The organism is Rugosimonospora africana (assembly GCF_016862975.1).
In the GTDB taxonomy this organism is placed as follows: domain Bacteria; phylum Actinomycetota; class Actinomycetes; order Mycobacteriales; family Micromonosporaceae; genus Rugosimonospora; species Rugosimonospora africana.
In genome coordinates, this window is record NZ_BONZ01000095.1 from 1 (window position 1) to 22,461 (window position 22,461).

Annotated in this window: 19 protein-coding genes; 11 read left to right on the forward strand and 8 right to left on the reverse strand. The window is 70.5% G+C overall.

Features of this window, described 5'->3' with window-relative positions:
• On the forward strand, positions 1 to 524 hold a 524-nt coding region (locus tag Raf01_RS42525), incomplete at its 5' end, for a discoidin domain-containing protein (RefSeq protein ID WP_239134418.1).
• Between the two features lie 95 nt (positions 525 to 619).
• On the opposite strand, the gene Raf01_RS42530 is transcribed toward Raf01_RS42525, so the two are convergent.
• Positions 620 to 1,453, reverse strand: coding sequence for a transglutaminase-like domain-containing protein (locus Raf01_RS42530; RefSeq protein WP_203923822.1), 834 nt, complete (start codon positions 1,451 to 1,453; stop codon positions 620 to 622).
• 299 nt (positions 1,454 to 1,752) lie between these two features.
• Here Raf01_RS42530 and Raf01_RS42535 point away from each other — a divergent pair, with 299 nt between their 5' ends.
• On the forward strand, positions 1,753 to 4,704 hold the full coding sequence (locus Raf01_RS42535) for a beta-glucosidase (protein ID WP_203923823.1): 2,952 nt from the start codon (positions 1,753 to 1,755) through the stop codon (positions 4,702 to 4,704).
• A gap of 55 nt (positions 4,705 to 4,759) precedes the next feature.
• Here the strand turns inward: Raf01_RS42535 and Raf01_RS42540 are convergent, their stop codons facing one another.
• Complete coding sequence (locus Raf01_RS42540; RefSeq protein WP_203923824.1) at positions 4,760 to 5,422, reverse strand: DUF1345 domain-containing protein; 663 nt, start codon at positions 5,420 to 5,422, stop codon at positions 4,760 to 4,762.
• Between the two features lie 213 nt (positions 5,423 to 5,635).
• Here Raf01_RS42540 and Raf01_RS42545 point away from each other — a divergent pair, with 213 nt between their 5' ends.
• The 3 genes from Raf01_RS42545 (at position 5,636) to Raf01_RS42555 (ending at position 7,761) form a co-directional block, all read left to right on the forward strand.
• A complete protein-coding gene (locus tag Raf01_RS42545) occupies positions 5,636 to 6,823 on the forward strand; it encodes a PP2C family protein-serine/threonine phosphatase (RefSeq protein ID WP_203923825.1) in 1,188 nt (395 codons plus the stop codon).
• Between the two features lie 17 nt (positions 6,824 to 6,840).
• Entirely contained in the window at positions 6,841 to 7,314 is a 474-nt protein-coding gene (locus Raf01_RS42550) for a MarR family winged helix-turn-helix transcriptional regulator (protein WP_203923826.1), read from the forward strand.
• Positions 7,315 to 7,443: 129 nt separating this feature from the next.
• Positions 7,444 to 7,761, forward strand: a complete 318-nt coding sequence (locus Raf01_RS42555; RefSeq protein ID WP_203923827.1) for an STAS domain-containing protein — start codon at positions 7,444 to 7,446, stop codon at positions 7,759 to 7,761.
• A 96-nt stretch (positions 7,762 to 7,857) separates the two neighbouring features.
• On the opposite strand, the gene Raf01_RS42560 is transcribed toward Raf01_RS42555, so the two are convergent.
• From Raf01_RS42560 to Raf01_RS42585, 6 genes are all read right to left on the reverse strand, one after another.
• On the reverse strand, positions 7,858 to 8,178 hold the full coding sequence (locus tag Raf01_RS42560; protein WP_203923828.1) for an L-rhamnose mutarotase: 321 nt from the start codon (positions 8,176 to 8,178) through the stop codon (positions 7,858 to 7,860).
• A 61-nt stretch (positions 8,179 to 8,239) separates the two neighbouring features.
• Entirely contained in the window at positions 8,240 to 9,334 is a 1,095-nt protein-coding gene (gene rhaS / locus Raf01_RS42565) for a rhamnose ABC transporter substrate-binding protein (RefSeq protein ID WP_203923829.1), read from the reverse strand.
• A gap of 49 nt (positions 9,335 to 9,383) precedes the next feature.
• Positions 9,384 to 10,484: an ABC transporter permease gene (locus tag Raf01_RS42570; protein WP_203923830.1), complete on the reverse strand. Its 1,101-nt coding sequence runs from the start codon at positions 10,482 to 10,484 to the stop codon at positions 9,384 to 9,386.
• Positions 10,477 to 11,517, reverse strand: coding sequence for an ABC transporter permease (locus tag Raf01_RS42575; RefSeq protein WP_203923831.1), 1,041 nt, complete (start codon positions 11,515 to 11,517; stop codon positions 10,477 to 10,479). The genes Raf01_RS42570 and Raf01_RS42575 overlap by 8 nt, the downstream gene beginning before the upstream one ends.
• Entirely contained in the window at positions 11,514 to 13,034 is a 1,521-nt protein-coding gene (locus Raf01_RS42580; protein ID WP_203923832.1) for a sugar ABC transporter ATP-binding protein, read from the reverse strand. The genes Raf01_RS42575 and Raf01_RS42580 overlap by 4 nt, the downstream gene beginning before the upstream one ends.
• 235 nt (positions 13,035 to 13,269) lie before the next feature.
• Positions 13,270 to 14,286: a LacI family DNA-binding transcriptional regulator gene (locus Raf01_RS42585; RefSeq protein ID WP_203923833.1), complete on the reverse strand. Its 1,017-nt coding sequence runs from the start codon at positions 14,284 to 14,286 to the stop codon at positions 13,270 to 13,272.
• 205 nt (positions 14,287 to 14,491) lie between these two features.
• On the opposite strand from Raf01_RS42585, the gene rhaI reads away from it, so the two are divergent.
• The 6 genes from rhaI to Raf01_RS42615 all read left to right on the forward strand — a co-directional run bounded on the left by rhaI (position 14,492) and on the right by Raf01_RS42615 (position 22,307).
• A complete protein-coding gene (gene rhaI / locus Raf01_RS42590) occupies positions 14,492 to 15,784 on the forward strand; it encodes an L-rhamnose isomerase (RefSeq protein ID WP_203923834.1) in 1,293 nt (430 codons plus the stop codon).
• A gap of 4 nt (positions 15,785 to 15,788) precedes the next feature.
• A complete protein-coding gene (locus Raf01_RS42595; protein ID WP_203923835.1) occupies positions 15,789 to 17,828 on the forward strand; it encodes a bifunctional aldolase/short-chain dehydrogenase in 2,040 nt (679 codons plus the stop codon).
• Complete coding sequence (locus Raf01_RS42600) at positions 17,825 to 19,384, forward strand: rhamnulokinase (RefSeq protein ID WP_203923836.1); 1,560 nt, start codon at positions 17,825 to 17,827, stop codon at positions 19,382 to 19,384. Before Raf01_RS42595 ends, Raf01_RS42600 begins: the two co-directional genes overlap by 4 nt.
• A 3-nt stretch (positions 19,385 to 19,387) precedes the next feature.
• A complete protein-coding gene (locus Raf01_RS42605; RefSeq protein WP_203923837.1) occupies positions 19,388 to 20,083 on the forward strand; it encodes a (Fe-S)-binding protein in 696 nt (231 codons plus the stop codon).
• A gap of 122 nt (positions 20,084 to 20,205) precedes the next feature.
• Complete coding sequence (locus tag Raf01_RS42610) at positions 20,206 to 21,696, forward strand: lactate utilization protein B (RefSeq protein ID WP_203923840.1); 1,491 nt, start codon at positions 20,206 to 20,208, stop codon at positions 21,694 to 21,696.
• Entirely contained in the window at positions 21,693 to 22,307 is a 615-nt protein-coding gene (locus Raf01_RS42615; protein ID WP_203923838.1) for a LutC/YkgG family protein, read from the forward strand. Before Raf01_RS42610 ends, Raf01_RS42615 begins: the two co-directional genes overlap by 4 nt.
• The last annotated feature ends 154 nt before the right edge of the window (positions 22,308 to 22,461 follow it).

Genomic DNA, 22,461 nt, shown 5'->3' on the forward strand with positions numbered 1-22,461 from the left:
GCCTACAAACCCTGAACATCACCGGATCCGGCCGCTACCTACGCATCTACGACACCGCCCGAGCCACCCAGTACGGCTACTCACTCTGGGAGGTCGGCGTCTACACCACGGGTACCGGCGGGGGCGGCACCTGCGGAACGACGAACGTCGCCCAGGGCAAGACCGCGACCGCGTCCTCATCCGAGAACGCCGGAACCGCACCCGCCAACGCCGTCGACGGCAACACCGGCACCCGCTGGTCCAGCACCTTCACCGACCCCCAATGGCTACAGATCGACCTCGGCTCCACCCAGAACATCTGCCAAGTCGTCCTCAACTGGGAAACCGCATACGCCACCGCCTACCAGGTCCAAACCTCCACCAACGCCACCACCTGGACCTCCATCTACACCACCACAACCAGCACCGGCGGCCTACAAACCCTGAACATCACCGGATCCGGCCGCTACCTACGCATCTACGACACCGCCCGAGCCACCCAGTACGGCTACTCACTCTGGGAGGTCCAAGCCTTCGCGAGCTGAGCCCTGCCGACCCTTCGCACCTCCACCGGAGGCCGCGGACCCCAGGTCCGCGGCCTCCGCCGCGCGACGAGCCGAGACTCCGACCGCCCGCGCCGTCAGCCGCCGCGCGCCGCGAGGTCCGCCGGCACCGGCAGCCGCGGATCGGCGTGGTAGGACTCGGTTGCCTGAGGCAAGGGCCCACCGGCGGCACCGACGGCCGCGACCCGGTCGAGCAGGTCGACATCCGCGGGATCGAGTTGGTCGTAGCGGATCGGGATGAGGCCCCAGTTGTCCCAGGGCAGGGTCTCCACCCGGTTGAGGTTGGCCAGGTCGCGGACGACGTTGCCCTGCACCTCCCACAGCCCGGTCAGACCCGCGGCGCTGGTGCCGATCCGGTCGGTGTCACGCTGCCCGGACCGGCACTCCTGCCACGCCTGGCCGCCGACGAGGAACCCGTCGCGCGGCACGTCCAGCGGATCGATCTCGGCGCCGGTATAGACCCCCGGGGCGCTCGCGACCTGCGCGTCGACCAGGTGCCACCCGCGCTCGTCGTCCCAGACCTCCACCACCCAGTGGTCGTCCAAGAAACCGTCGGCGAAGTAGCCGGCGAAGCCGGCCCTGGCCCGGGCCGGAACGCCGGCCTCCCGCAGCATCGCGCAGAGCAGCACCGTGAAATCCCGGCAAGTGCCGGCGAACCGGTCGGCCGGCTGGCGCTCGTCGAGCGTGCCGAGGTAGTCGAGGATGGCCTCGACGTGCCGTGTGTTCGCCTCGTCGCGACGGTGCTCCGGAAGAGTGAAGCCGAACCGCCAGGCGTCGTCGCGGTGCACCATGACGCCGCCGATCACCCTCGCCATCCCGGCGACGTCGGCGGGCAGGCCGCGCAACAGATGACGCCGGGCGCCCGGGTCGGTCGACCGGCTGTGCTGCCGGTAGTAGTCGAGCTCATCCATGAACCCGAAGGCTAGCCGGGCGCTACGACACTTCCGTACCCATCGACACAGATCGAGACTTCCCGAGATGTTTCAAGGCGTAAACTTTCCGGCCGCGAACCCTTGACAGGACCTCGACACTGCGACGACTCTCTATCTCCAAAGAGCCCGCTCCCCCGCTTCCGCCCCGATAACCCGCACCGTATAACCCGCACCGCAGCTCCCGGCCCGCCGCCCGCGGACCGCGGAGACTCCACCGTCACGCTCACGGCGCACCGTGCCCCGCGGTCGCCCGCGCGTCCGTCCCCCTTGGAGTCTTCATGCGCCACGCCAGACGCATCCTGTCGCGCGCCGGCACCGCCCTGCTCGTGACGGCGGGCGTGCTCGCCGTCGCCGCCCCGCAGGCGCACGCCGCCACCCAGCCCTGGACGAACGCCGCGCAGACCCCTCTCGACCGTGCCAACGAACTGCTGGCCGCGATGACCCTGACGGAGAAGCTGACGATGCTGCACGGCGGCGCGTCGTGCGGGTACGTCGGCTGCGTCGACGGCAACACCCGGCTGGGCATACCGCCGCTGCACCTGCAGGACGGCCCGGTCGGGGCCGGCGACGGGTTCACCGGCGTGACCCAGCTGGCGGCGCCGGTGGCCGGCGCGGCGAGCTGGGACACCGGCCTGATGCGCCAGTACGGGCAGGTGCTCGGCGCCGAGCAGTGGGGCAAGGGTACGAACGTGGTGCTCGCGCCGACCATCAACATCGTCCGGGATCCGCGCTGGGGCCGGGCGTTCGAGTCGCTGGGCGAGGATCCCTACCTGGCCGGGCAGATCGGTGCCGCCGACATCCAGGGCATCCAGAGCCAGGGCCCGATGGCCCAGGTGAAGCACTACGCGGTCTACAACCAGGAGACCAACCGCAACAGCAGCGCGGACAATGCGATCGTGTCCGACCGCACGGAGCGGGAGATCTACCTACCCGCCTTCGAGACCGCGGTCCAGCAGGGCCAGGCCGACTCGGTGATGTGCTCGTACTCGGCGATCAACGGCCCGTTCGCCTGCGAGAACGGCCCGTTGCAGAACGGCGTCCTCAAGGGCGACCTGGGCTTCACCGGGTTCATCACGTCGGACTGGGGCGCCACCCACTCCACCGTCGCGTCGGCGAACAACGGGCTCGACATGGAGATGCCCGGCAGCACCTACTACGGCGGCGCGCTGACCTCGGCCGTGTCGTCCGGCCAGGTATCCCAGTCCACTGTGGACGACCACGTGCGACGGATCCTGACGTCGATGTTCCGCCAGGGACTGTTCGACACCACGCAGACCGGCTCCACCGGCGCCGTCGTCACGTCCAGCGCGCACGCCGACGTCGCCCGGCAGGTGGCGGAGGAGGGCAGCGTGCTGCTCAAGAACTCGTCGGTGCTGCCGATCGGCACGTCGGTGCACTCGATCGCGGTGATCGGCGATGACGCGGGTACCGACGCGATGTCCCAGGGCGGCGGCAGCGCCGGAGTCAACCCGCCCTACCTCGTCACGCCGTACCAGGGCATCCGCAACCGGGCCGGCAGTGCCGCCACGGTCACCTTCGCGCAGGGCGTCGCGTCGGGCAGCGGCCAACTGCCGCCGGTGGACAGCTCGTACCTGACCCCGTCCTCGGGTACCGGAACCGGGCTGTTCGGCCAGTACCACAACAGCACCGACCTGTCCGGAGCGGTCGTCGCCAGCCGGGTCGACGGAGGCGTGGACGTGGTGTACGGCGGCGCATCCCCGGCTCCCGGCGTCAACGCCACGAACTGGTCGGTGAAGTGGACCGGCACCCTGCGGCCACCGGCCACCGGCAGCTACCAGTTCTCGCTCAACAGCGACGACGGCAGCCGGCTGTTCGTCAACGGCAAGCAGGTCATCAACAACTGGTTCAACCAGGGTCCGACGACCCGCACCGGCACCGTCACGCTGACCGCGGGCCAGCCGGTCAGCATCGAGGTCGACTACTACCAGGCCGGCGGCGGGTCCAACGTGAGCCTGGGCTGGCAGGTGCCCGGGCAGTCGCTGCACGACCAGGCTGTCACCGCGGCGCGCAACGCCAACCTGGCCGTGGTGTTCGTCGACAAGTTCGAGTCCGAGGGCGGCGACCTGGCCGACATCAACCTGTCCGCCGACCAGAACCAGTTGGTCACCGACGTGGCCGCGGCGAACCCGAACACCGTGGTCGTGGTCAACAGCGGCTCCGCGGTCGCCATGCCATGGGCCGGCTCGGTGAAGGGCGTCGTCGAAAACTGGTACCCCGGCCAGGAGGACGGCAACGCCATCGCCGCGCTGCTGTTCGGCGACACCAACTTCTCCGGCAAGCTGCCGGTCACGTTCCCGCAGTCGCTGGCCGACGCCCCGGCGCACACCACCGCGCAGTGGCCCGGGCAGAACGGCACGGTCCAGTACTCCGAGGGCATCGACGTCGGGTACCGGTGGTACGACAGCCAGAACAAGACGCCGCTGTACCCGTTCGGGTACGGCCTGTCCTACAGCACCTTCGGGTACGCGAACCTCACCGTGGGCGCACGGGACGCGAACGGCGCCGTGGCGGTAGGGTTCGACGTTACCAACACCGGTACCCGCGCCGGCGCCGAGGTCGCCCAGGTCTACGTCGGGCAGCCGGCGGCCACCGGCGAACCGCCGAAGAACCTGCGCGGCTTCCAGCGGGTGAGCCTGAACCCCGGGCAGAGCCAGCACGTGAGCCTCACGCTGGACGCGCGCAGCTTCCAGACCTGGACGGGCAACGGGTGGACGAACTCCGCCGGTACCCACCAGATCTACGTCGGCTCGTCCTCCCGCGACATCCGCCTCACCGGGTCGACCACCGTCGGCAGCGGCGGGGGCGGAGGCGGGCAGACCGTCCTGTCGCGTACCGGCTGGACCGCCACCGCCTCGGTCACCAGCACCACCGACACCCCCGCCCGGATGCTCGACGGCGACACCACCACCCGCTGGAGCACCGGCGTACCCATGGCCAACGGCCAGACCATCACCATCGACATGGGCACCGCCCACACCATCGACCAGATCACCATGGACTCCGCCGGCAGCACCAACGACTACGCCCACGGATACCAGGTCAGTCTCTCCACCAACGGCACCACCTGGACCACCGCCGCCACCGGAACCGGCACCACCGCACTACTGACCGTCCCGTTCACCGCCACCAACGCCCGCTACATCCGCGTCACCCAAACCGGCACCAGCACCTCCTGGTGGTCCATCGCCGAATTCAACGCGTATACGTGATCCGCTCCCGCCGCCGGAGGCCGGGTCGCCGCACGGGCGGCGGCCCGGCCTCCGGCTACCGGGGCAGGCCGGCCAGCAGGTTGATGGTGGCCGCGATGATGACCGCGCCGAACAGGTAGGACAGCAGGGCCTGCCGCAGCGCGGTGGCCCGGATCGTCTTCCTGCTCAGGCTCGTGTCGGAGACCTGGAACGTCATGCCGATGGTGAACGCGAGGTACGCGAAGTCGACGTAGTTCGGCGGCTCGGGGTCGTTGAAGTCGACCCCGCCGACCGGTTCGCTGTAGTACAGGCGGGCGTAGCGTTCGGTGAACACCGTGTGCACCAGCGACCAGGACAGTACGACACTCGCGACGGCCAGGCCCGCGGCCAGATCCTGCCCGCCTCTTCCCCGCGAGCCACCCGCCTCGATGACGATGCCGACCCCGGCGAGGCTCGCCACGCTGGCGGCGAGAAGCAGGATGTCGAACCCGGCGCGGCCGGGATCCTCGCTGACCGCGAGCCGTCGGGTGGCGGCCGGATCGAGCCGCCGCGCGCCGAGCCAGGTCCAGACGATGTACGCGGCGGACAGGAAGTCCCAGCCGAACAGCGCGGCGACGACCGGCTTCATCCACAGTCCGGTCACGATGCCGACCACCACCGCCACCCCGCTGAGGATGCCCAGCCGCATCCGCGACGAGGCCAGCTCGCGATTGCCCGGGTATGTCAGGTCCTCTCTCACCGCGCTCAGCTTAGAGCCTTCTGGCAGACCCCCAGCCGGACGCGCCGCCCGCCCGACCCCGGATTCCGCTGGTGAGCGGGCCCGGCGACGGGCCCGCCGTTTCCGTTGGCCGCGCTCCGGGAACTCTCTGTCTGAGTGCCGCAGCGCCCCGCTATCATCGTTTGCCTCATGACAAATATTCGGAGCGCGACGCGACACGGAGAGGAGTGACCGATGTCCGAGACACCACCACCGGTCGGTGAACTCCTGCGCCGTACCGACCCCGACCGGCTCGTCGAGGTCATTGAAGACCACGTCAAGAAGTACTACGGCGCATACCGCGCCGACGCCCTGCTGGCGGACTACCAGATCGCCGGACTGTGGCCGTTGTTGCACGGTACGCACAGTGTGGCCGGATCGCTCCGCGACCGGTCGGCCGCGGCGCGGTCCTTCAGCAGCCAGCGGGTGGTGATCGAGCGCCTGCCCACCGGCAGCGGCGTGCGCGTGTTGCTCCCGCTGAGCGTCTGGGGTGAGCGGATCGGGGTGCTGCTCATCGACTCCGTCTCCGGGCTGGACGACGACCAGCTCGGCGAGCTGTCCGGGCTGGCGGACGAGTTGGCCGTGGCGCTGCTGAACGCCGACCGGATCACCGACCGGTACCGGAGGGCCCGCCGTACCCGCCGGCTGACGATGGCCGCCGAGATGCAGTGGGAGATGTTGCCCGGGCGCGCCCTGAGCGGACCGAACTTCACCCTCGCCGGACAGCTGGAGCCGGCGTACGCGGTGTGCGGCGACCACTTCGACTGGTCGCTGACCGACCACCGGCTGACGATCACCGCGCTCAACGGGTACGGCCAGGGCATGGACGCGACACTGCTGACCCTGCTGGCGGTCAACGCCATGCGCAACGCGCGGCGCTCGGGTGGAAACCTGGTCGAGCAGGCCGAGTTGGCCTCGGAGGCGCTGTTCAGCAGGCACGCCGGGCGGGCACACACCGCCACCCTGCTGCTGGAGGTCAACCTCGACACCGGGCTGGTGCTGGCGATCGACGGCGGCTCTCCCCGGGCACTGCGGCTGCGCAGCGGCCAGACCACCCCGATCGGCCTGGAGCAGCAACTGCCGCTCGGCATGTTCGACGACACGCGGTACGAGATCCAGCGGTTCACCCTCGAACCCGCGGACCGGCTGTTCATCATCAGCGACGGGGTGCACGCCGCCACGCCCGGGGACCAGGCGCCGTTCGGCGACCGCCACCTGCATCGTGTGATCCGTTCGACGCGCCTGCAGCCGCCGACCGAGGCGGTTGGTAGCGTTATGCGCGGACTGCACGATTACCACGAGGGCGACGAACTGGTCGACGACGCCGTGGTGCTCTGCCTGGACTGGCACGGACAATCGGGTGACGGCAGGCAGGTCCCGTAGACGCGAGGAGTGGTGGAATGCAGCGCCTGACGAACCTGGCGGCCCGCCTGGAAACGGCGGCCGAGGCGCTGTCCGCCGCGCTCGATCCGGCACGGATGCAGCCACCCCTTCCCGTGTCGCCCACCCAGTTGCGCGTGCTGACCCTGGTCAACGTGCGGCATGGCATCAACGTCAACGGCCTCGCGGAGGCGCTGAACGTCGGCCCGTCGTCCGCGAGCCGGCTGTGCGACCGGCTGGAGGCGCTGGGGTACCTGCGCCGTACCCCGCACTCCAGCGACCGGCGGGAGGTGCAACTGGTACTGACGCCGGCCGCGGTGAACGTGCTGGACGAGTTGAGCCGCAACCGCCGGAGGGCACTGGAGTCGGTACTCGTCCGGATGCCGGAGACGGCCCGCCAGGAACTGGTGCGTTCGCTCGACGCGTTCAGCGCGGCGGCGGCGCACCCGGCCGGATCCGGCGAGACGCGGGAGCCGGGCCGCAGGACCGCCTGACCCGGCGACGCGAAACCGTTACCCTGCGGTCCGGCAGACCTTTGCTATAGTGCAAATAATGGTACCCGCCCGCCTGCCGTGGGATGGCAGGTGACGACCGAGGGTTGCTCGTCAGGCAAGGAGCCGGTGATGTCCTTCCGGATCCAGGTGGAGACCGAAGGCGGCACGGCGACGATCCGCCCGGTCGGCGACGTGGATCTGACGACCGAACCGTGCGTACGCAAGGCGATCGCCGCGGCCTTCGACGACGTCGGCACCCGCCGCCTGGTCGTCGACCTCAGCGACGTGACGTTTCTCGACTGCCGGGGCCTGAGCGCCCTGGTCGAGGGGCGGCAACGGGCCGACGAGCGCGGCGTGTCCTACCGGGTCGTCGGCGCCCGCGGCATCGCCGGCACGCTGCTGTGCCTGACTGGCACGACGGACTACCTCAGCGGCGGGGTGGGCTGAGCCGCCCACGCGCACAGGAGGCCCGCCCGCACAGCGCTCATCCGCACAGCGCTCACCCGCACAGCGCTCACCCGCACAGGACTCACCCGCACAGGACTACGGCAGGTGGAACACCTCGACCAGCGGGCGCATGGCCTCATCGGGCGCCGCACCGTCCAGCGCCTCGAACATCGGGCCCATCTCGGCCTGCCAGCGCGCGTTCACCTCGGCCGCGTTCATCGCGGCCCGGGCCGCCTCGAAGTCCTCGGTCTCCAGGTAGCCGACGAGCAGTCCGTCGTCGCGGAGGAAGAGCGAGTAGTTGTGCCAGCCGGTGTCGTGCAGCGCCTGGCGCATCTCCGGCCAGACGTCCGCGTGCCTGCGCCGGTACTCCTCGATGCGGTCGGGGCGCACCTTGAGCAGAAAGCAGATCCGTTCCACGCGTCCGGTCCTTCCCGTGCCCGTGGGCTCGCCCGGGCGGGCGGGCCCACGGCACCGGCGGTCAGAAGTTGTACTGGTCGATGTTCTGCGCGTTGAACACGGTCGGGTCACCGAGGATGACCTCGCCCTTGTCCCCCACCGTGTACTTGCCCAGGTCGCCCGCGGTGAACGTCTCGCCCTTCGCGCCGGTGATGATCCCCGACGCCAACGCCGCCGCCGTATACCCGGCCAACTCCCCCAACTTGACCTCGTCCCACAACTCGAACGCGGTCACCGTGCCGTCCTTCACGTACTGCCGCATGTCGTTCGGGTCACCCAGACCGGTCAACTGCACCTTCCCTTTGTACTGCGACCCGTCCAGATACTGCGCCGCCGCCTTGATACCCACCGTCGTCGGCGCGATGATCCCCTTCAGGTTCGGATCCGACTGCAACAGTCCCTGCGTCTGCTGGAACGACATCTGCGCGTCGTCGTTGCCGTACACGACCTTGACGAGCTTCATCTTCGCGTACTTCGGGTCCTTCAACTCCTGCTGCATGAACCCGATCCAGGTGTTCTGGTTCGTCGCCGTCTGCGCCGCCGACAACACCGCGATGTCTCCGGTGTAGTTCAGCTCCTTGCCCAGCAACTGCACCTCGGAACGACCGATCGACTCCGAGCTGGCCTGATTGATGAACGCCTGCCGGCAGTCCGGATTCGTGTCCGAGTCATACGTCACCACACTGACCTTCGCCGACATCGCCTGCTTCAACGACGTACACAACGCGTTCGGGTCCTGCGCCGACAGCACGATCGCGTTCATCCCCTGCTGCGTCAGCGTGTTCACATAGGACACCTGGCCCGCGGTATCCGTCGCGCTGCTGGTACCCACCTCCTTGAACACCCCACCGCCGGCCTCGACCGCCTTCTTCCCACCCGAATCCAGCGTCGTGAAATACGTGTTGTTCGTCTGCTTCGGCAGGAAGGCAATCTTCAAGCCCTTCTTCACCTGCCCGTTCGGGTTGGCCGTACCCTGCGCGGCCGCACCACCCGAACCACCGGAGTCCGTCGAACTCTTCGTCGCCCCACCGCAACCCGCCAACGCCATCCCGATGACGGCGGCACCCGCCACCGCCACCGACCAGCGCCGACCAGGCGCGAACAAACGAATTGCCATCACGAGGTCCTTTCACATCGGGGTGTGTCAATAAGTACGGACGACGGTGTCAGGCGTCGCCCGCGACATCCGGAGCGGACGCCGTGGCCACCGGGACCGCCGTGGCGGATCTGCGCCTCCGGACGACCTCCCGGACCTGCCGGGCGACCCTCGGCCCGAGCACGGAGATGACCAGGAGCGCACCGGTGACGACCGTCTGCGACTGGGCGGACACGTCAGACAGGCTCATCAGGTTCTGCAGAACGCCGAGCAGCGCGACGCCCGCGACCGCCCCGCACAGGGTGCCCTTGCCGCCGTCGAAGTCGACGCCGCCGAGCAGCACCGCAGCGATGACGGACAGTTCGAGCCCGGTGGCGTTGTCGTACCGGGCGCTCGCGTAGTGCAGCGTCCAGATCACCCCGGCCAGGGCGGAGATCAGTCCGGTGAGCACGAACATCGCGAGCTTGAGCCGCTTGACCCGGATGCCGGCGAAGAACGCGGCCTCCCGGTTGGCACCGATGGCGAACAGCGACCGGCCGATCGGGGTCGCGTGCAGGACCACCGCCGCCGCGATCAGCAGCACCGCGTAGAGGATGAAGGTGTACGGGATGAACGTGGAGCCGATGCGTCCCGCGCCGAAGTTGAGATAGTTCTGCGGGAAGTCGGTCACCGCGTTGGCGCCCAGGATGATCTGCGCGAGACCTCGGTACGCGGCCAGGGTACCGATGGTCACCGCCAGCGACGGCAGCCCCAACCGGGTCACCAGCCACCCGTTGAGCAGACCGCCCACCGCGCCGGCCAGGAGGCAGAACACGATGAGGTAGTCGATCGGCCAGTTCGCGTTCCACAACGCGCCCATCAGCGCGCTGGACAGGCCGACCATCGAACCCACCGACAGGTCGACCTCGCCGGCCACGACAAGCATGGTCATCGGCAGCGCCACCATCGCGACGGCGATCGTGTTGCCGATCAGGAAGGACAGGTTGATCGCGGAACCGAAGTTCGCCACCCCGGCGAAGCCGTAGATGAGCACCACGACGACCAGGAGCGCGACGACGGTGTCCCAGCGCACCAGGGCACCGAGGCGAAGGGTACCGGGACGGCCGTGACGCGCGGTGCCGCGCGGCTCCGTGCCGGCCTCCGCCACGGGTGTGGAAGTCGACTCAGCCATGGCGGACGTTCCTCCTTCGCAACACGTTCGCGACCCGCACCGCGACGAGCCGGTCGACCGCGATCGCGGCCAGCAGCAGGAAGCCGTCGATGGCCTGCTCCCAGGAGGAGTTCACGCCGAGACCGGGCAGCACACTGTTGATGGTGGTGAGCAGGACGGCACCCAGGGCGGCGCCGTACACGCTGCCCGAGCCGCCGGTGAACGCGACGCCGCCGACCACCACCGCGCTGACCACGGTCAGCTCGTAGCTGCCGCCGGTACCGGAGTCGACGTTGCCGAACCGGGCCAGATACAGGGCGCCGCCGAGACCGGCCAGCGCACCGCAGAACAGGTACGCCGCGGTGATCCGCTTGCGCGTGGCGACACCGGCCAACCGGGCCGCCTCCGGGCTGGAACCGATCGCGTACAGCTCTCGACCGCTGCGGTACGACCGGAGGAACAGGCCGACCAGGACGAGCACGACGACCCCGATGATGGCCAGGTACGGCAGGATGAACGGCCCACCGTGGCCCACCTGGACGAAGTTGTGCGGCAGGTTGCTCGCGACGATCGACCGTGACCCGATCCAGATCGAGTCCACGCCCCGGATGATGTACAGGGTGCCGAGCGTGACAACCAGCGACGGTACCCGGCCGAAACTGACCAGCGTGCCGTTGACCAGCCCCAGCGCCGCGCCGAGCAGCACACTGATGAGCACCGCGACGAGCGGGTTGCCGCCGCCGCTGAGGTAGTCGCCGGCCGCGAACGCGGCGATGCCCAGCGTCGAGCCGACCGAGAGGTCCACGTTGCGGGTGATGACCACGGTCGCCTCGCCGGTCGCGACGATGACCAGGATGGCCGCGTTCAGCAACAGGTCCTTGATTCCCTGCTGGGACAGGAACCGGTGGTCGTCCAGCTCGGTACCGACGATCAGTACGGCGAGGACGACCAGCAGGGCCAGTTCGCGTACCCGCAGGATCCGCTCGACGAACCTCTTCGACTCCGAGGGGCGTACCGGCGCCGGCTGCACCGTTTCCTGGATCGCGGCGCTCATACCCTCACCTGGCCGGTGGCGGCGGACATCACGGTCTCCTCGGTCGCCTCGGCACGGGATATCTCCGCCACCAGCCGTCCTTCGTGCATCACCAGGACCCGGTCGGCCATCCCGAGCACCTCGGGCAGGTCCGAGGAGATCATCAGTACCGCCAGCCCCCGTCCGGCCAGTTCGGAGAGCAGCCGGTGCACCTCCGCCTTGGTACCCACGTCGATGCCGCGGGTCGGTTCGTCGACGATCAGCACCTTTGGCTCGGTGGCCAGCCACTTGGCCAGTACCACCTTCTGCTGGTTGCCACCGGAGAGCATGGCGACCGCGTCGGAGAGCCGGGCGTACTTCAACCGCAGGCGCAGCGCCCAGTCGGCCGCCTGGTTGCGTTCCCGGCGGCGGCTCATCAGGCCGGCGTGGCTGAGCGTGCGCAGCCGGGTCAGGCCCAGGTTGCGTTCGATCGACGCGTCCATCACCAGGCCCTGTGCCCGGCGGTCCTCGGGTACCAGCGCCAGGCCGCCCGCCATCGCGGCGGTCGGCGACGCGGCCGGCAGGTCCGTGCCGCCGAGCACCACCCGACCGGCGTCCCACCGGTCGACACCGAAGATGGCCCGGGCGACCTCGGTGCGGCCGGCGCCGATCAGGCCGGCCAACGCGACGATCTCGCCGCGGCGCACCTGGAACGAGACGTCGGTGAAGACCCCCTCCCGGGTCAGCCGCTCGGCCTCCAGCGCCACGTCGCCGATCTGCGCCTCGGCCTTCGGGTACAGCGTGTCGAGGTGCCGGCCCACCATCCGGCGGACGAGGTCGTCCGGGGTCAGGTCGGCGACCAGTTCGCTGGCCACCAGCCGCCCGTCGCGCAGGGTCGTCACCCGCTGGCAGAGGGCGAACACCTCCTCCAACCGGTGCGAGATGAACAGCACCGCCGCGCCTTCCTTGCGCAGCGCGGTCGCCACCGCGAAGAGCCGGTTCACCTCGCCCGGGGTCAGTGCCGCGGTGGGCTCGTCCATGATCAGAACGCGGGTGTTCAGGGACAGCGCCTTGGCGATCTCGACCATCTGCTGGTCGGCGATGGACAGGCCGCGTGCCGGCGCGGTCGGGTTCAGCGTCACGCCGAGCCGGGAGAAGAGCGCGGCGGCCTCGGTGTGCATGGCGCGGCGGTCGATGCGCCGCAACCGGCTGGCGGGGCGCCGCGGTTGGCGGCCCATGAAGATGTTCTCCGCGACCGACAGGTCGGGGAACAGCGTCGGCTCCTGGTAGATGACGGCCACCCCGGCATCGCGGGCATCGCCGGGGCCGGCGAAGGCGACCGGCTGCCCGTCCAGCAGGACCTGGCCGGCGTCCGGCCGGTGCACCCCGGCCAGCGTCTTGATCAGTGTCGACTTGCCGGCGCCGTTCTCGCCGGCCAGCGCGTGCGCCTCGCCGGCGTACAGGTCGAGCGAGACGTCCTGGAGGGCGCGTACCGAGCCGAAGGACTTGCCGACTCCGCGCAGCGCCAGCACGGGTGGCCCCGGTACCGGTGTGCTCATGGTTGACGCTCCATGAAACGAACGTCCTTCCCAGGATGAACTTGCTGTATCTCATGGACGGTGTCGCGAACGATTCCGCTGCCTGGCAAGCGACGGCACCCGTCCCGCCGAAAACGACCGTCGATGAACGGAACCGTGAATCGTTTCATACTGTGAGCACAGACACTACTGAGAGGTTTCAAGCGTGTCAAGGCTCCCCGTCGCCCGAGACCCAGCTGTGACCGTTCCGCCTACGTCACCTGCGCCAGGACGCCGGGCTGGACGCGCGAACCACCAGCTCGGGCTGGAAAACCACGCGCCGGTGCTGGTGTTCGGCGCTGTCCTCGCCGGTCTCCTCGATGAGCAGTTCGGTCGCCGTCTGCCCCATCCGGAAGGCGGGCTGCCGTACCGACGTCAGCGGTACCGCGGCGGCCGACGCGAACTCGATGTCGTCGTAGCCCACGATCGCCACGTCCTCCGGCACGCGCACCCCGGCGGTGAACATCGCCTGCAGCACGCCGAGAGCCACCAGGTCGTTGACGCAGAACACGGCGGTCGGTCGGTTGGCGAGACCGAGCAGCCGGCTTCCGGCGTCCCGACCGGAGGCGACGGTCATCTGCTCCGCCTCGAGGACGGTCAGCGCCTCGGCGGGCAGTCCGGCGTCCTTGATGACCCGGCTGGCGCCGGCCAGCCGGTCGCGGCACTGGGCGAGGGTGAGCGGGCCGTTGACGAACACGATCTGGGTGTGCCCGGCCCGGACCAGATGGCGCACGGCCAGTTCGCCGCCGACCTCGTCGTCGATGGACACCGAGCACAGCTCGTCGGACATCTCCACCCGGTCGACCATCACGAACGGAATCTTCCGCCGCCGGAACGAGGCCACGTTCGCGCCGTTGGCGTCGGCGGGGGTGATCAGCGCACCGCGCACCCGTTGCTCCGCGAACAGGGACAGGTACTCCGCCTCCACCGCGGGATCGTGGCCGCTGTTGCACAACATGACGCCCAGTCCGGCGCCGCGGGCCTCACGTTCGGCTCCCCGGGCCACGTCCACGAAGAACGGGTTGGCGATGTCCAGCACCAGCAAGGCCATCGTCCGGCTGCGCCCGGCGCGCAGCTGGCGAGCCGATTCGCTGCGCACGAACCCCAGCTCGTCGATGGCCGCGGTGACCCGCGCACGGGTGTCGGGTGAGACGTAGCTCGGCCGGTTGATGACGTTGGAGACCGTGCCCACCGACACTCCGGCGCGGCGCGCCACATCCTTGATGCTGACCATTTCGCTCCGTCTCGTTGCCCGTCTCGTCGCGCCAGGACCCGCGCAGGCCAGTCTTGACGCCTGCTGGGCGGAGGCTTAGTATAGCGATTCATGAAACGATTCACAAGTCCCTGACGCCGCACCGCGTCCATCCCGGGCATCGTGGACCCCGTCTGGAGCGCGCACCGCCCACCCACCGCCGGCGACAGAGCAGGAGCAGAAGCCCATGACTCGTAGCGAGCGGCCGCTTGACCGCGACGCCTCCTCCGCCGACACAGCTGACGCAGCCGGCGCGGCCGACACGACCGGCGTCGCGAGCGCGGCCGGCCCCACCGCTGTCGCCGGTACCGGCGCGGCCAACCCGACCGCCGTCAAGGCGGCTCTGCGGTCCCAGCGCATCGAGTTGCCGTCGTGGGCGTTCGGCAACTCCGGCACCCGGTTCAAGGTGTTCTCCCAGCCGGGTGTGCCCCGCGATCCGTTCGAGAAGGTCGCCGACGCCGCTCAGGTGCACCGGCACACCGGCGTCGCGCCGACGGTGTCCCTGCACATCCCGTGGGACAAGGTGGCCGACTACGGCAAGCTCGCCGCGCACGCGGAAAGCCACGGCATGCGCATCGGCGTCATCAACTCCAACACGTTCCAGGACGACGACTACAAGCTCGGCAGCGTCACGCACCCCGACCCGGCGGTGCGGGACAAGGCGGTCGGCCACCTCGTCGAGTGCGTCGACGTGATGGACGCGACCGGTTCGGCCGACCTGAAGCTCTGGTTCGCTGACGGCACCAACTACCCCGGCCAGGACGACTTCCGCAGCCGCCAGGACCGGCTCGCCGAGTCGCTATCCCAGCTGTACGAGCGGCTCGGCGACCGGCAGCGGATGCTGTTGGAATACAAGCTCTTCGAGCCCGCCTTCTACCACTCCGACGTCCCGGACTGGGGCACGTCGTTCGCGCACTGCGTGCGGCTGGGCGAGAAGGCGAAGGTCGTGGTCGACACCGGGCACCACGCGCCGGGCACGAACATCGAGTTCATCGTCGCCATGCTGCTGCGCGCCGGCAAGCTCGGCGCCTTCGACTTCAACTCCCGGTTCTACGCCGATGACGACCTGATGGTGGGGTCGGCGGACCCGTTCCAGCTGTTCCGCATCATGCACGAGGTGATCCGGGGCGGCGGCCTGGACGCGGCCTCGGGCGTGAACTTCATGCTCGACCAGTGCCACAACATCGAGCCGAAGATCCCGGCGCAGATCCGGTCGGTCATGAACGTACAGGAGGCCACCGCGAAGGCTCTGCTGGTCGACTGGCCGGCGCTGTCCGCCGCGCAACGGGCCGGCGATGTGCTCGGTGCCAACGCGGTACTGATGGATGCTTTCAACACCGACGTCCGGCCGCTGCTCGCCGAGGTACGCGAGGAGCAGGGGCTCGACGCCGACCCGATGGCGGCGTACGCGCGCAGCGGGTACGCGACGAAGATTGCAGGCGAGCGAGTGGGCGGCCACCAGGCCGGCTGGGGAGCATGAGGTCATGACTGAGAAGGAAACGGTCGCCGAGTTGTTGGCACGGTCCAACCGGCTGGGGGCCGATCCGCGCAACACCAACTACGCGGGCGGCAACACCTCGGCGAAGGGGACCGGAATCGACCCGGTGACCGGCGGGCCGGTGGAACTGTTGTGGGTCAAGGGTTCCGGCGGCGACCTGGGCACGCTCACCGAGGCCGGGCTGGCCTCGCTGCGGCTGGACCGGCTGCGCTCCCTGGTGTCCGTGTACCCCGGCGTGGACCGGGAGGACGAGATGGTCGCGGCGTTCGACTTCTGCCTGCACGGGCGGGCAGGCGCGGCGCCGTCCATCGACACCGCGATGCACGGCCTGGTCGACGCGGCACACGTCGACCACCTGCACCCGGATTCCGGCATCGCGCTGGCCACCGCCGCGAACGGCGAGGCGCTGACGAAGGAGTGCTTCGGCGACCGGGTGGCGTGGGTCCCGTGGCGGCGGCCCGGATTCCAGTTGGGCCTCGACATCGCGGCCATCCGGACGAAGCACCCGCAGGCGATCGGCGTCGTCCTGGGTGGGCACGGCATCACGGCCTGGGGCGACTCCTCCGCCGAATGCGAGGCGAACTCGCTGGACATCATCCGCACCGCCGCCGCCTTCATCGAGTCGCACGGCAGGGCGGAGCCGTTCGGTGCCGCGCTGCCCGACTTCGCCCCGCTGCCCCAGACGCGGCGGCACGAACGGGCCGCCGCGCTGTTCCCGCTGCTGCGCGGGCTGGCCTCGACCGACCGGGCGCAGGTGGGTCACTACACGGACAGCGACGTGGTGCTGGAGTTCCTGTCCCGTGCCGAACACCCCCGGCTGGCGGCGCTGGGCACGTCCTGCCCGGACCACTTCCTGCGCACCAAGGTGCGCCCGCTCGTCCTGGACCTTCCGCCGACCGCGCCGCTCGCGGACGTCAGCGCCCGGCTGCGCGAGCTGCACCAGGCGTACCGGGACGAGTACGCCGCCTACTACGACCGGCACGCCACCCCGGACTCCCCGGCAATGCGCGGCGCCGACCCGGCCATCGTGCTGGTACCCGGCGTCGGCATGTTCTCCTTCGGCGCCAACAAGCAGACCGCCCGGGTGGCCGGCGAGTTCTACGTCAACGCCATCAACGTGATGCGCGGCGCCGAGGCGGTGTCGGAGTACCGCCCGATTCCCGAGTCGGAGAAGTTCCGCATCGAATACTGGGAGCTGGAAGAGGCCAAGCTGCGCCGGATGCCCAAGCCGAAGCCGCTGGCGACCCGGGTCGCGTTCGTCACCGGCGGAGGCTCCGGCATCGGTCGCGCCACCGCGATCCGGCTCGCCGCCGAGGGCGCCTGCGTGGTGGTCGCCGACCGCGACGCCGTGGCGGCACGGGCCGTGGCGGAGAGCATCGGCGGTACCGACACGGCCGTCGCGGTCGACGTCGACGTCACCGACGAGGCGCGGATCGCGGCGGCCATGCGCGGCGCGGTGCTGGCGTTCGGCGGCGTCGACCTGGTCGTCAACAACGCCGGGCTGTCCATCTCCAAGCCGCTGCTGGACACCACCGTGCAGGACTGGGACGTGCAGCACGACGTGATGGCCCGCGGCTCCTTCCTGGTCGCCCGCGCGGCCGCCGGGGTGATGGCCGAGCAGGGCATGGGCGGGGACATCGTCTACATCGCCAGCAAGAACGGCGTCTTCGCCGGGCCGAACAACGTGGCGTACGGCGCGGCGAAGGCCGACCAGGCGCACCAGGTGCGGCTGCTCGCCGCCGAGCTGGGCCAGTACGGCATCCGGGTCAACGGCGTGAACCCGGACGGCGTGGTACGCGGATCCGGCATCTTCGCCGGCGGCTGGGGCGCCCAGCGGGCCGCGGTGTACGGCGTCAAGGAGGAAGACCTCGGCGCCTTCTACGCCCAGCGGACCCTGCTGAAGCGGGAGGTCCTTCCGGAGCACGTGGCGGCGGCGGTGTTCACCCTCGTCGGCCCGGACCTCTCGCACACCACCGGCACGCACATCCCGGTCGACGCCGGGGTCGCCGCCGCGTTCCTGCGATGAGCGGCCGCCCCCGGCCCCCGACCACCCGTCGCTACGCGGCGGTCGACCTCGGGGCCGCCAGCGGCCGGGTGATGGTGGGCGAGGTCGGCGACGGCCGGCTCGAACTGACCGAGGCGCACCGGTTTCCCAACGAACCGGTGCGCCTGCCCGACGGCCTGCACTGGGACATCGTCCGGCTCTACCGGGAGCTGCTGGCCGGCCTGCACCGCTGCGGTGACGGGCCGGTCTCGGTCGGCATCGACTCATGGGCCGTCGACTACGGGCTGATCGACCGGCAGGGGGCCCTGCTCGGCCTGCCGTACCACTACCGGGACAGCCGCACCGAGACGGTCGCCGTACCGGACCCGGGGCGGTACGCGGTCACCGGTACCCAGCACCTGCCGTTCAACACGGTCTTCCAGCTGCTGGCCGAGCCCCGCGGTCGGCTGGCGGCGGCGGAGCGCGTGCTGCTGGTCCCCGACCTGCTCGGGTACTGGCTGACCGGGCAGGTCGGCACCGAGCGCACCAACGCGTCCACCACCGCCCTCTATGACGCCCGTGGCGGCGACTGGGCCACCGGGTTGATCGACGGGCTCGGGCTGCGCCGCGACCTGTTCCCCGCGTTGCGGGATCCCGGCTCACCCATCGGCACCCTGGCGTCGCACACCGGCCTGGACCTGCCGCTGGTCGCGGTGGGCTCTCACGACACCGCGTCGGCCGTGGTCGCCGTGCCGGCGCTCGCGGCGGACTTCGCGTACATCAGCGCCGGCACCTGGTCCCTGGTCGGTGTCGAACTGCCTGCCCCGGTACTGACCGAGCGCAGCCGCGCGGAGAACTTCACCAACGAACTCGGCGTCGACAACACCATCCGGTACCTGCGCAACGTGATGGGGCTGTGGCTGCTGCAGGAGTGCCAGCGTGGCTGGCGCGAGCCGGACACCCGCGCGCTGCTGGCCGCCGCGGCGTCGGCGGCACCGTTCGCCTCGCTCGTCGACCCCGACGACCCGACCTTCCTGGCACCGGGCGACATGCCCGCGCGCATCGACGCGTACTGCGCCCGCACCGGCCAGCCCGTCCCGGCGGACCGGCCGGCGTACGTGCGCTGCGTCATGGAGAGCCTGGCGCTCTCGCACCGGGCCGCGCTGCGCGCCGCCGCCCGATTGTCCGGGCGTACGATCAACGCCGTGCACCTCATCGGCGGCGGCGCCCGCAACGAACTGCTGTGCCAGTTGACCGCTGACGCATCCGGCCTGCCCGTCGTCGCCGGTCCGGTCGAGGCGACCGCGCTGGGCAACGTCCTGGTGCAGGCGCGCGCAGACGGCGGCCCGGCGGACCTGCCGGCGATGCGGGCACTGGTGGCGGCGACCCAGCCGCTGCGGCGCTTCGAGCCCACCGGCGACCCCGGCGCCTGGGACTCGGCCGCCGCCCGGATCGGACTGGCAACTCCGTCCGCCAGCGGTGCCGAGGTACACCGGACGGCCAGCGGCGCCGACGGAGGAGGTGCCGCGGTCCAGCGGTCCGGGGCCGGTCGGCGCAAGGCCGCGGTCAAGCGGCCCGACAACGGTAGGCGGGACTAGCCGATGCGCGTGGCGCTGTTCATCACGTGTTTCAACGACTCGCTGTTCCCGGAGGTCGGCAAGGCCACGGTCACCGTACTGGAACGGGTCGGCGTGACGGTCGAGTTCCCGGCCGGGCAGACCTGCTGCGGGCAGATGCACTTCAACTCCGGGTACCGGGCCGAGTGCGTCCCGCTGGTCGCCAACTTCGCCAGCGTGTTCGCCGGGTACGACGCGGTCGTCACCCCGTCCGCGTCCTGCGCCTCGATGATCCGCCACTACCATCCGGTCATCGCCCCGGACCGCACCCCGCCGCCGGTCTACGAGCTCTGCGAATTCCTCACCGACGTGCTGAAGGTGGAGGATGTCGGCGGATACTTCCCGCACCGGGTGGCGTTCCACCGCACCTGTCACTCGCAGCGGGTGCTGCGCATCGGCGACCGCCCGCAACGCCTGCTGTCCCACGTCGCCGGCCTCGAGCTGGTCGAACTCGGCCACCCCGAGGCGTGCTGCGGATTCGGCGGCACGTTCAGCGTGAAAAATCCGGACACCTCCGCGGCGATGGGCAACGACAAGACCGCCGACGTCCACGCCACCGGCGCGACCTATCTCACCGCGGCCGACACGTCCTGCCTCATGCACATCGGCGGGTTGCTGTCCCGCCAGCAGCCCCCGGTCCGCACCGTGCACCTCGCCGAGATCCTGGCGGGTACCGCATGACCGCCAAGAACCCGCCGCCTGACCGCGACGCCTCGTCCCTCGACGCCGCTGGCGGCCGCATGACCGCCAAGAACCGGCCGCTTGACCGCGACGCCTCGTCCCTCGGCGCCGCTGGCGGCCGCATGACCACGCCGACCATCCCTGAGCGCGGTGGGCATCCGACGTTTCTGGGCATGCCCCCGTTCCCGCGGACAGCCGCCGAGGCGCTGGCCGACCCCCAACTGCGCGCCAACCTGCAGCACGCCACCACCACCATTCGCGACAAGCGCGTCCGCGCCGTGGCGGAGCTGCCCGACTGGGAAGCCCTGCGCGTGGCCGGCGCGGCGATCAAGGACGACACCCTGGCTCGCCTCCCCGAACTCCTCCTCCAGCTGGAGGAACGGGTGACCGCGGCCGGCGGGGTGGTGCACTGGGCGAGGGACGCCGCCGAGGCCAACGGCATCGTCACCGCGATCGCCCGGCAGCACGGGACCACCGAGATCGTCAAGATCAAGTCGATGGCCACCCAGGAGATCGAACTCAACATCGCGCTCGCCGAGGCCGGGATCGACGTCTGGGAGACCGACCTCGCCGAACTCATCGTCCAGCTCGGCCACGACCTGCCCAGCCACATCCTCGTCCCGGCTATCCACCGCAACCGCAGCGAGATCCGCGACATCTTCACCCGGGAGATGAGCAAGGTCGGCCGCCCGGCCCCCGACGACCTCACCGACAATCCCGGCGATCTGGCCGAGGCCGCCCGCCTGCACCTGCGGGAGAAGTTCCTCCGCAGCAAGGTCGCCGTGTCCGGAGCGAACTTCGCGGTCGCCGACTCCGGCACGCTGGTGATCCTGGAGTCCGAGGGCAACGGCCGCATGTGCCTGACCCTGCCCGAGGTCCTGATCAGCGTCGTCGGCATCGAGAAACTCGTGCCCACCTGGGCCGACCTCGAGGTCTTCCTCCAGCTGCTGCCCCGGTCCTCCACCGCCGAGCGCATGAACCCCTACACCTCCACCTTCACTGGCATCACCCCCGGCGACGGCCCCCAGGAGTTCCACCTCGTCCTGCTCGACAACGGCCGCACCGCCACCCTGACCAACCCGACCGGTCGCCAGGCGCTGCGCTGCATCCGGTGCTCCGCGTGCCTCAACGTCTGCCCGGTTTACGAACGCACCGGCGGAAAGGCGTACGGCTCGGCTTACCCCGGCCCGATCGGCGCGATCATCACCCCGCAACTGCGCGGCATCAACCAGCACCCGGTCGACGAGCAGACCGCCTCCCTGCCGTTCGCGTCGTCGCTCTGCGGCGCCTGCTACGACGCCTGCCCGGTTCGCATCAACATCCCCGACGTGCTCCTCGACCTGCGCGCCAGAGCGGTGAGCCACCAGCGCGGGCACCTCGGGGAGCGGGCCGTCATGTCCGCCGCGAAGGCCACGTTCGCCAGTTCCCGCCGCCTGGCCGCGGCACAGCGGATCGGCGGTCTCCTGCTCGGTCGCACCCGGCGGCTGCGGGGCGGACCGGCCTGGCTGCGCACCCGTACCCCCGGCTGGGCACGTGCCTGGTTCACCCACCGCGACCTCGCCCCACCCGCGACCCAGTCGTTCCGCGCCTGGTGGAAGAAGACCCACAGATGACGCAGGCAAGCGACGCGAAGACCGAGATCCTCAGCCGGATCCGGGCCGCCCTCGGACCGGCTCCCGCACCGGTCGCCGTCCCGCGCGACTACCGGCGTGCCCTACCCGAGGGCACCGATCTGGTCGAGCTGTTCGCCGAGCGCGCCGCCGACTACCGGGCCACCATCACCCGCGTCCCGGTGGCGGACCTGCCCGGCGAGATCGCCCGGGCCGCCGACGGCCGGACCCTCGCCGTCCCGGCCGACCTCCCCGCGGAATGGGTCGCCGGCCTCACCACGGTCACGGACGACCCGCCGCTGGCCAACGACCAGCTCGAAAGCACCGACGGCGTACTCACCGGGGTCGCCACCGCGATCGCCCTGACCGGCACCATCATCCTCGACACCGGGCCGACCCAGGGCCGCCGCGCACTCACCCTGCTGCCCGACTACCACCTCTGCGTCGTCCGTACCGATCAGATCGTCGGCACTCCGGTCGAAGCCCTCCCCCGCCTCGATCCCCGCAGGCCGCAGACCTGGATCAGCGGCCCGTCCGCCACCAGCGACATCGAGTTGAACCGCGTCGAGGGCGTCCACGGCCCACGCACCCTGCACATCATCGTCGCCGGATAGCTGGCGACACATCCGCCACGCACTCGCGGTCGAACGAGCGGAGCCCACCGTTCGCGCTTGACCGCCTCCGCGCTTGACCGCCTCCGCGCTTGACCGCCTGCCGTTGACCGCCTGCCGTTGACCGCCTGCGCTTGACCGCCTGCGCTTGACCGAC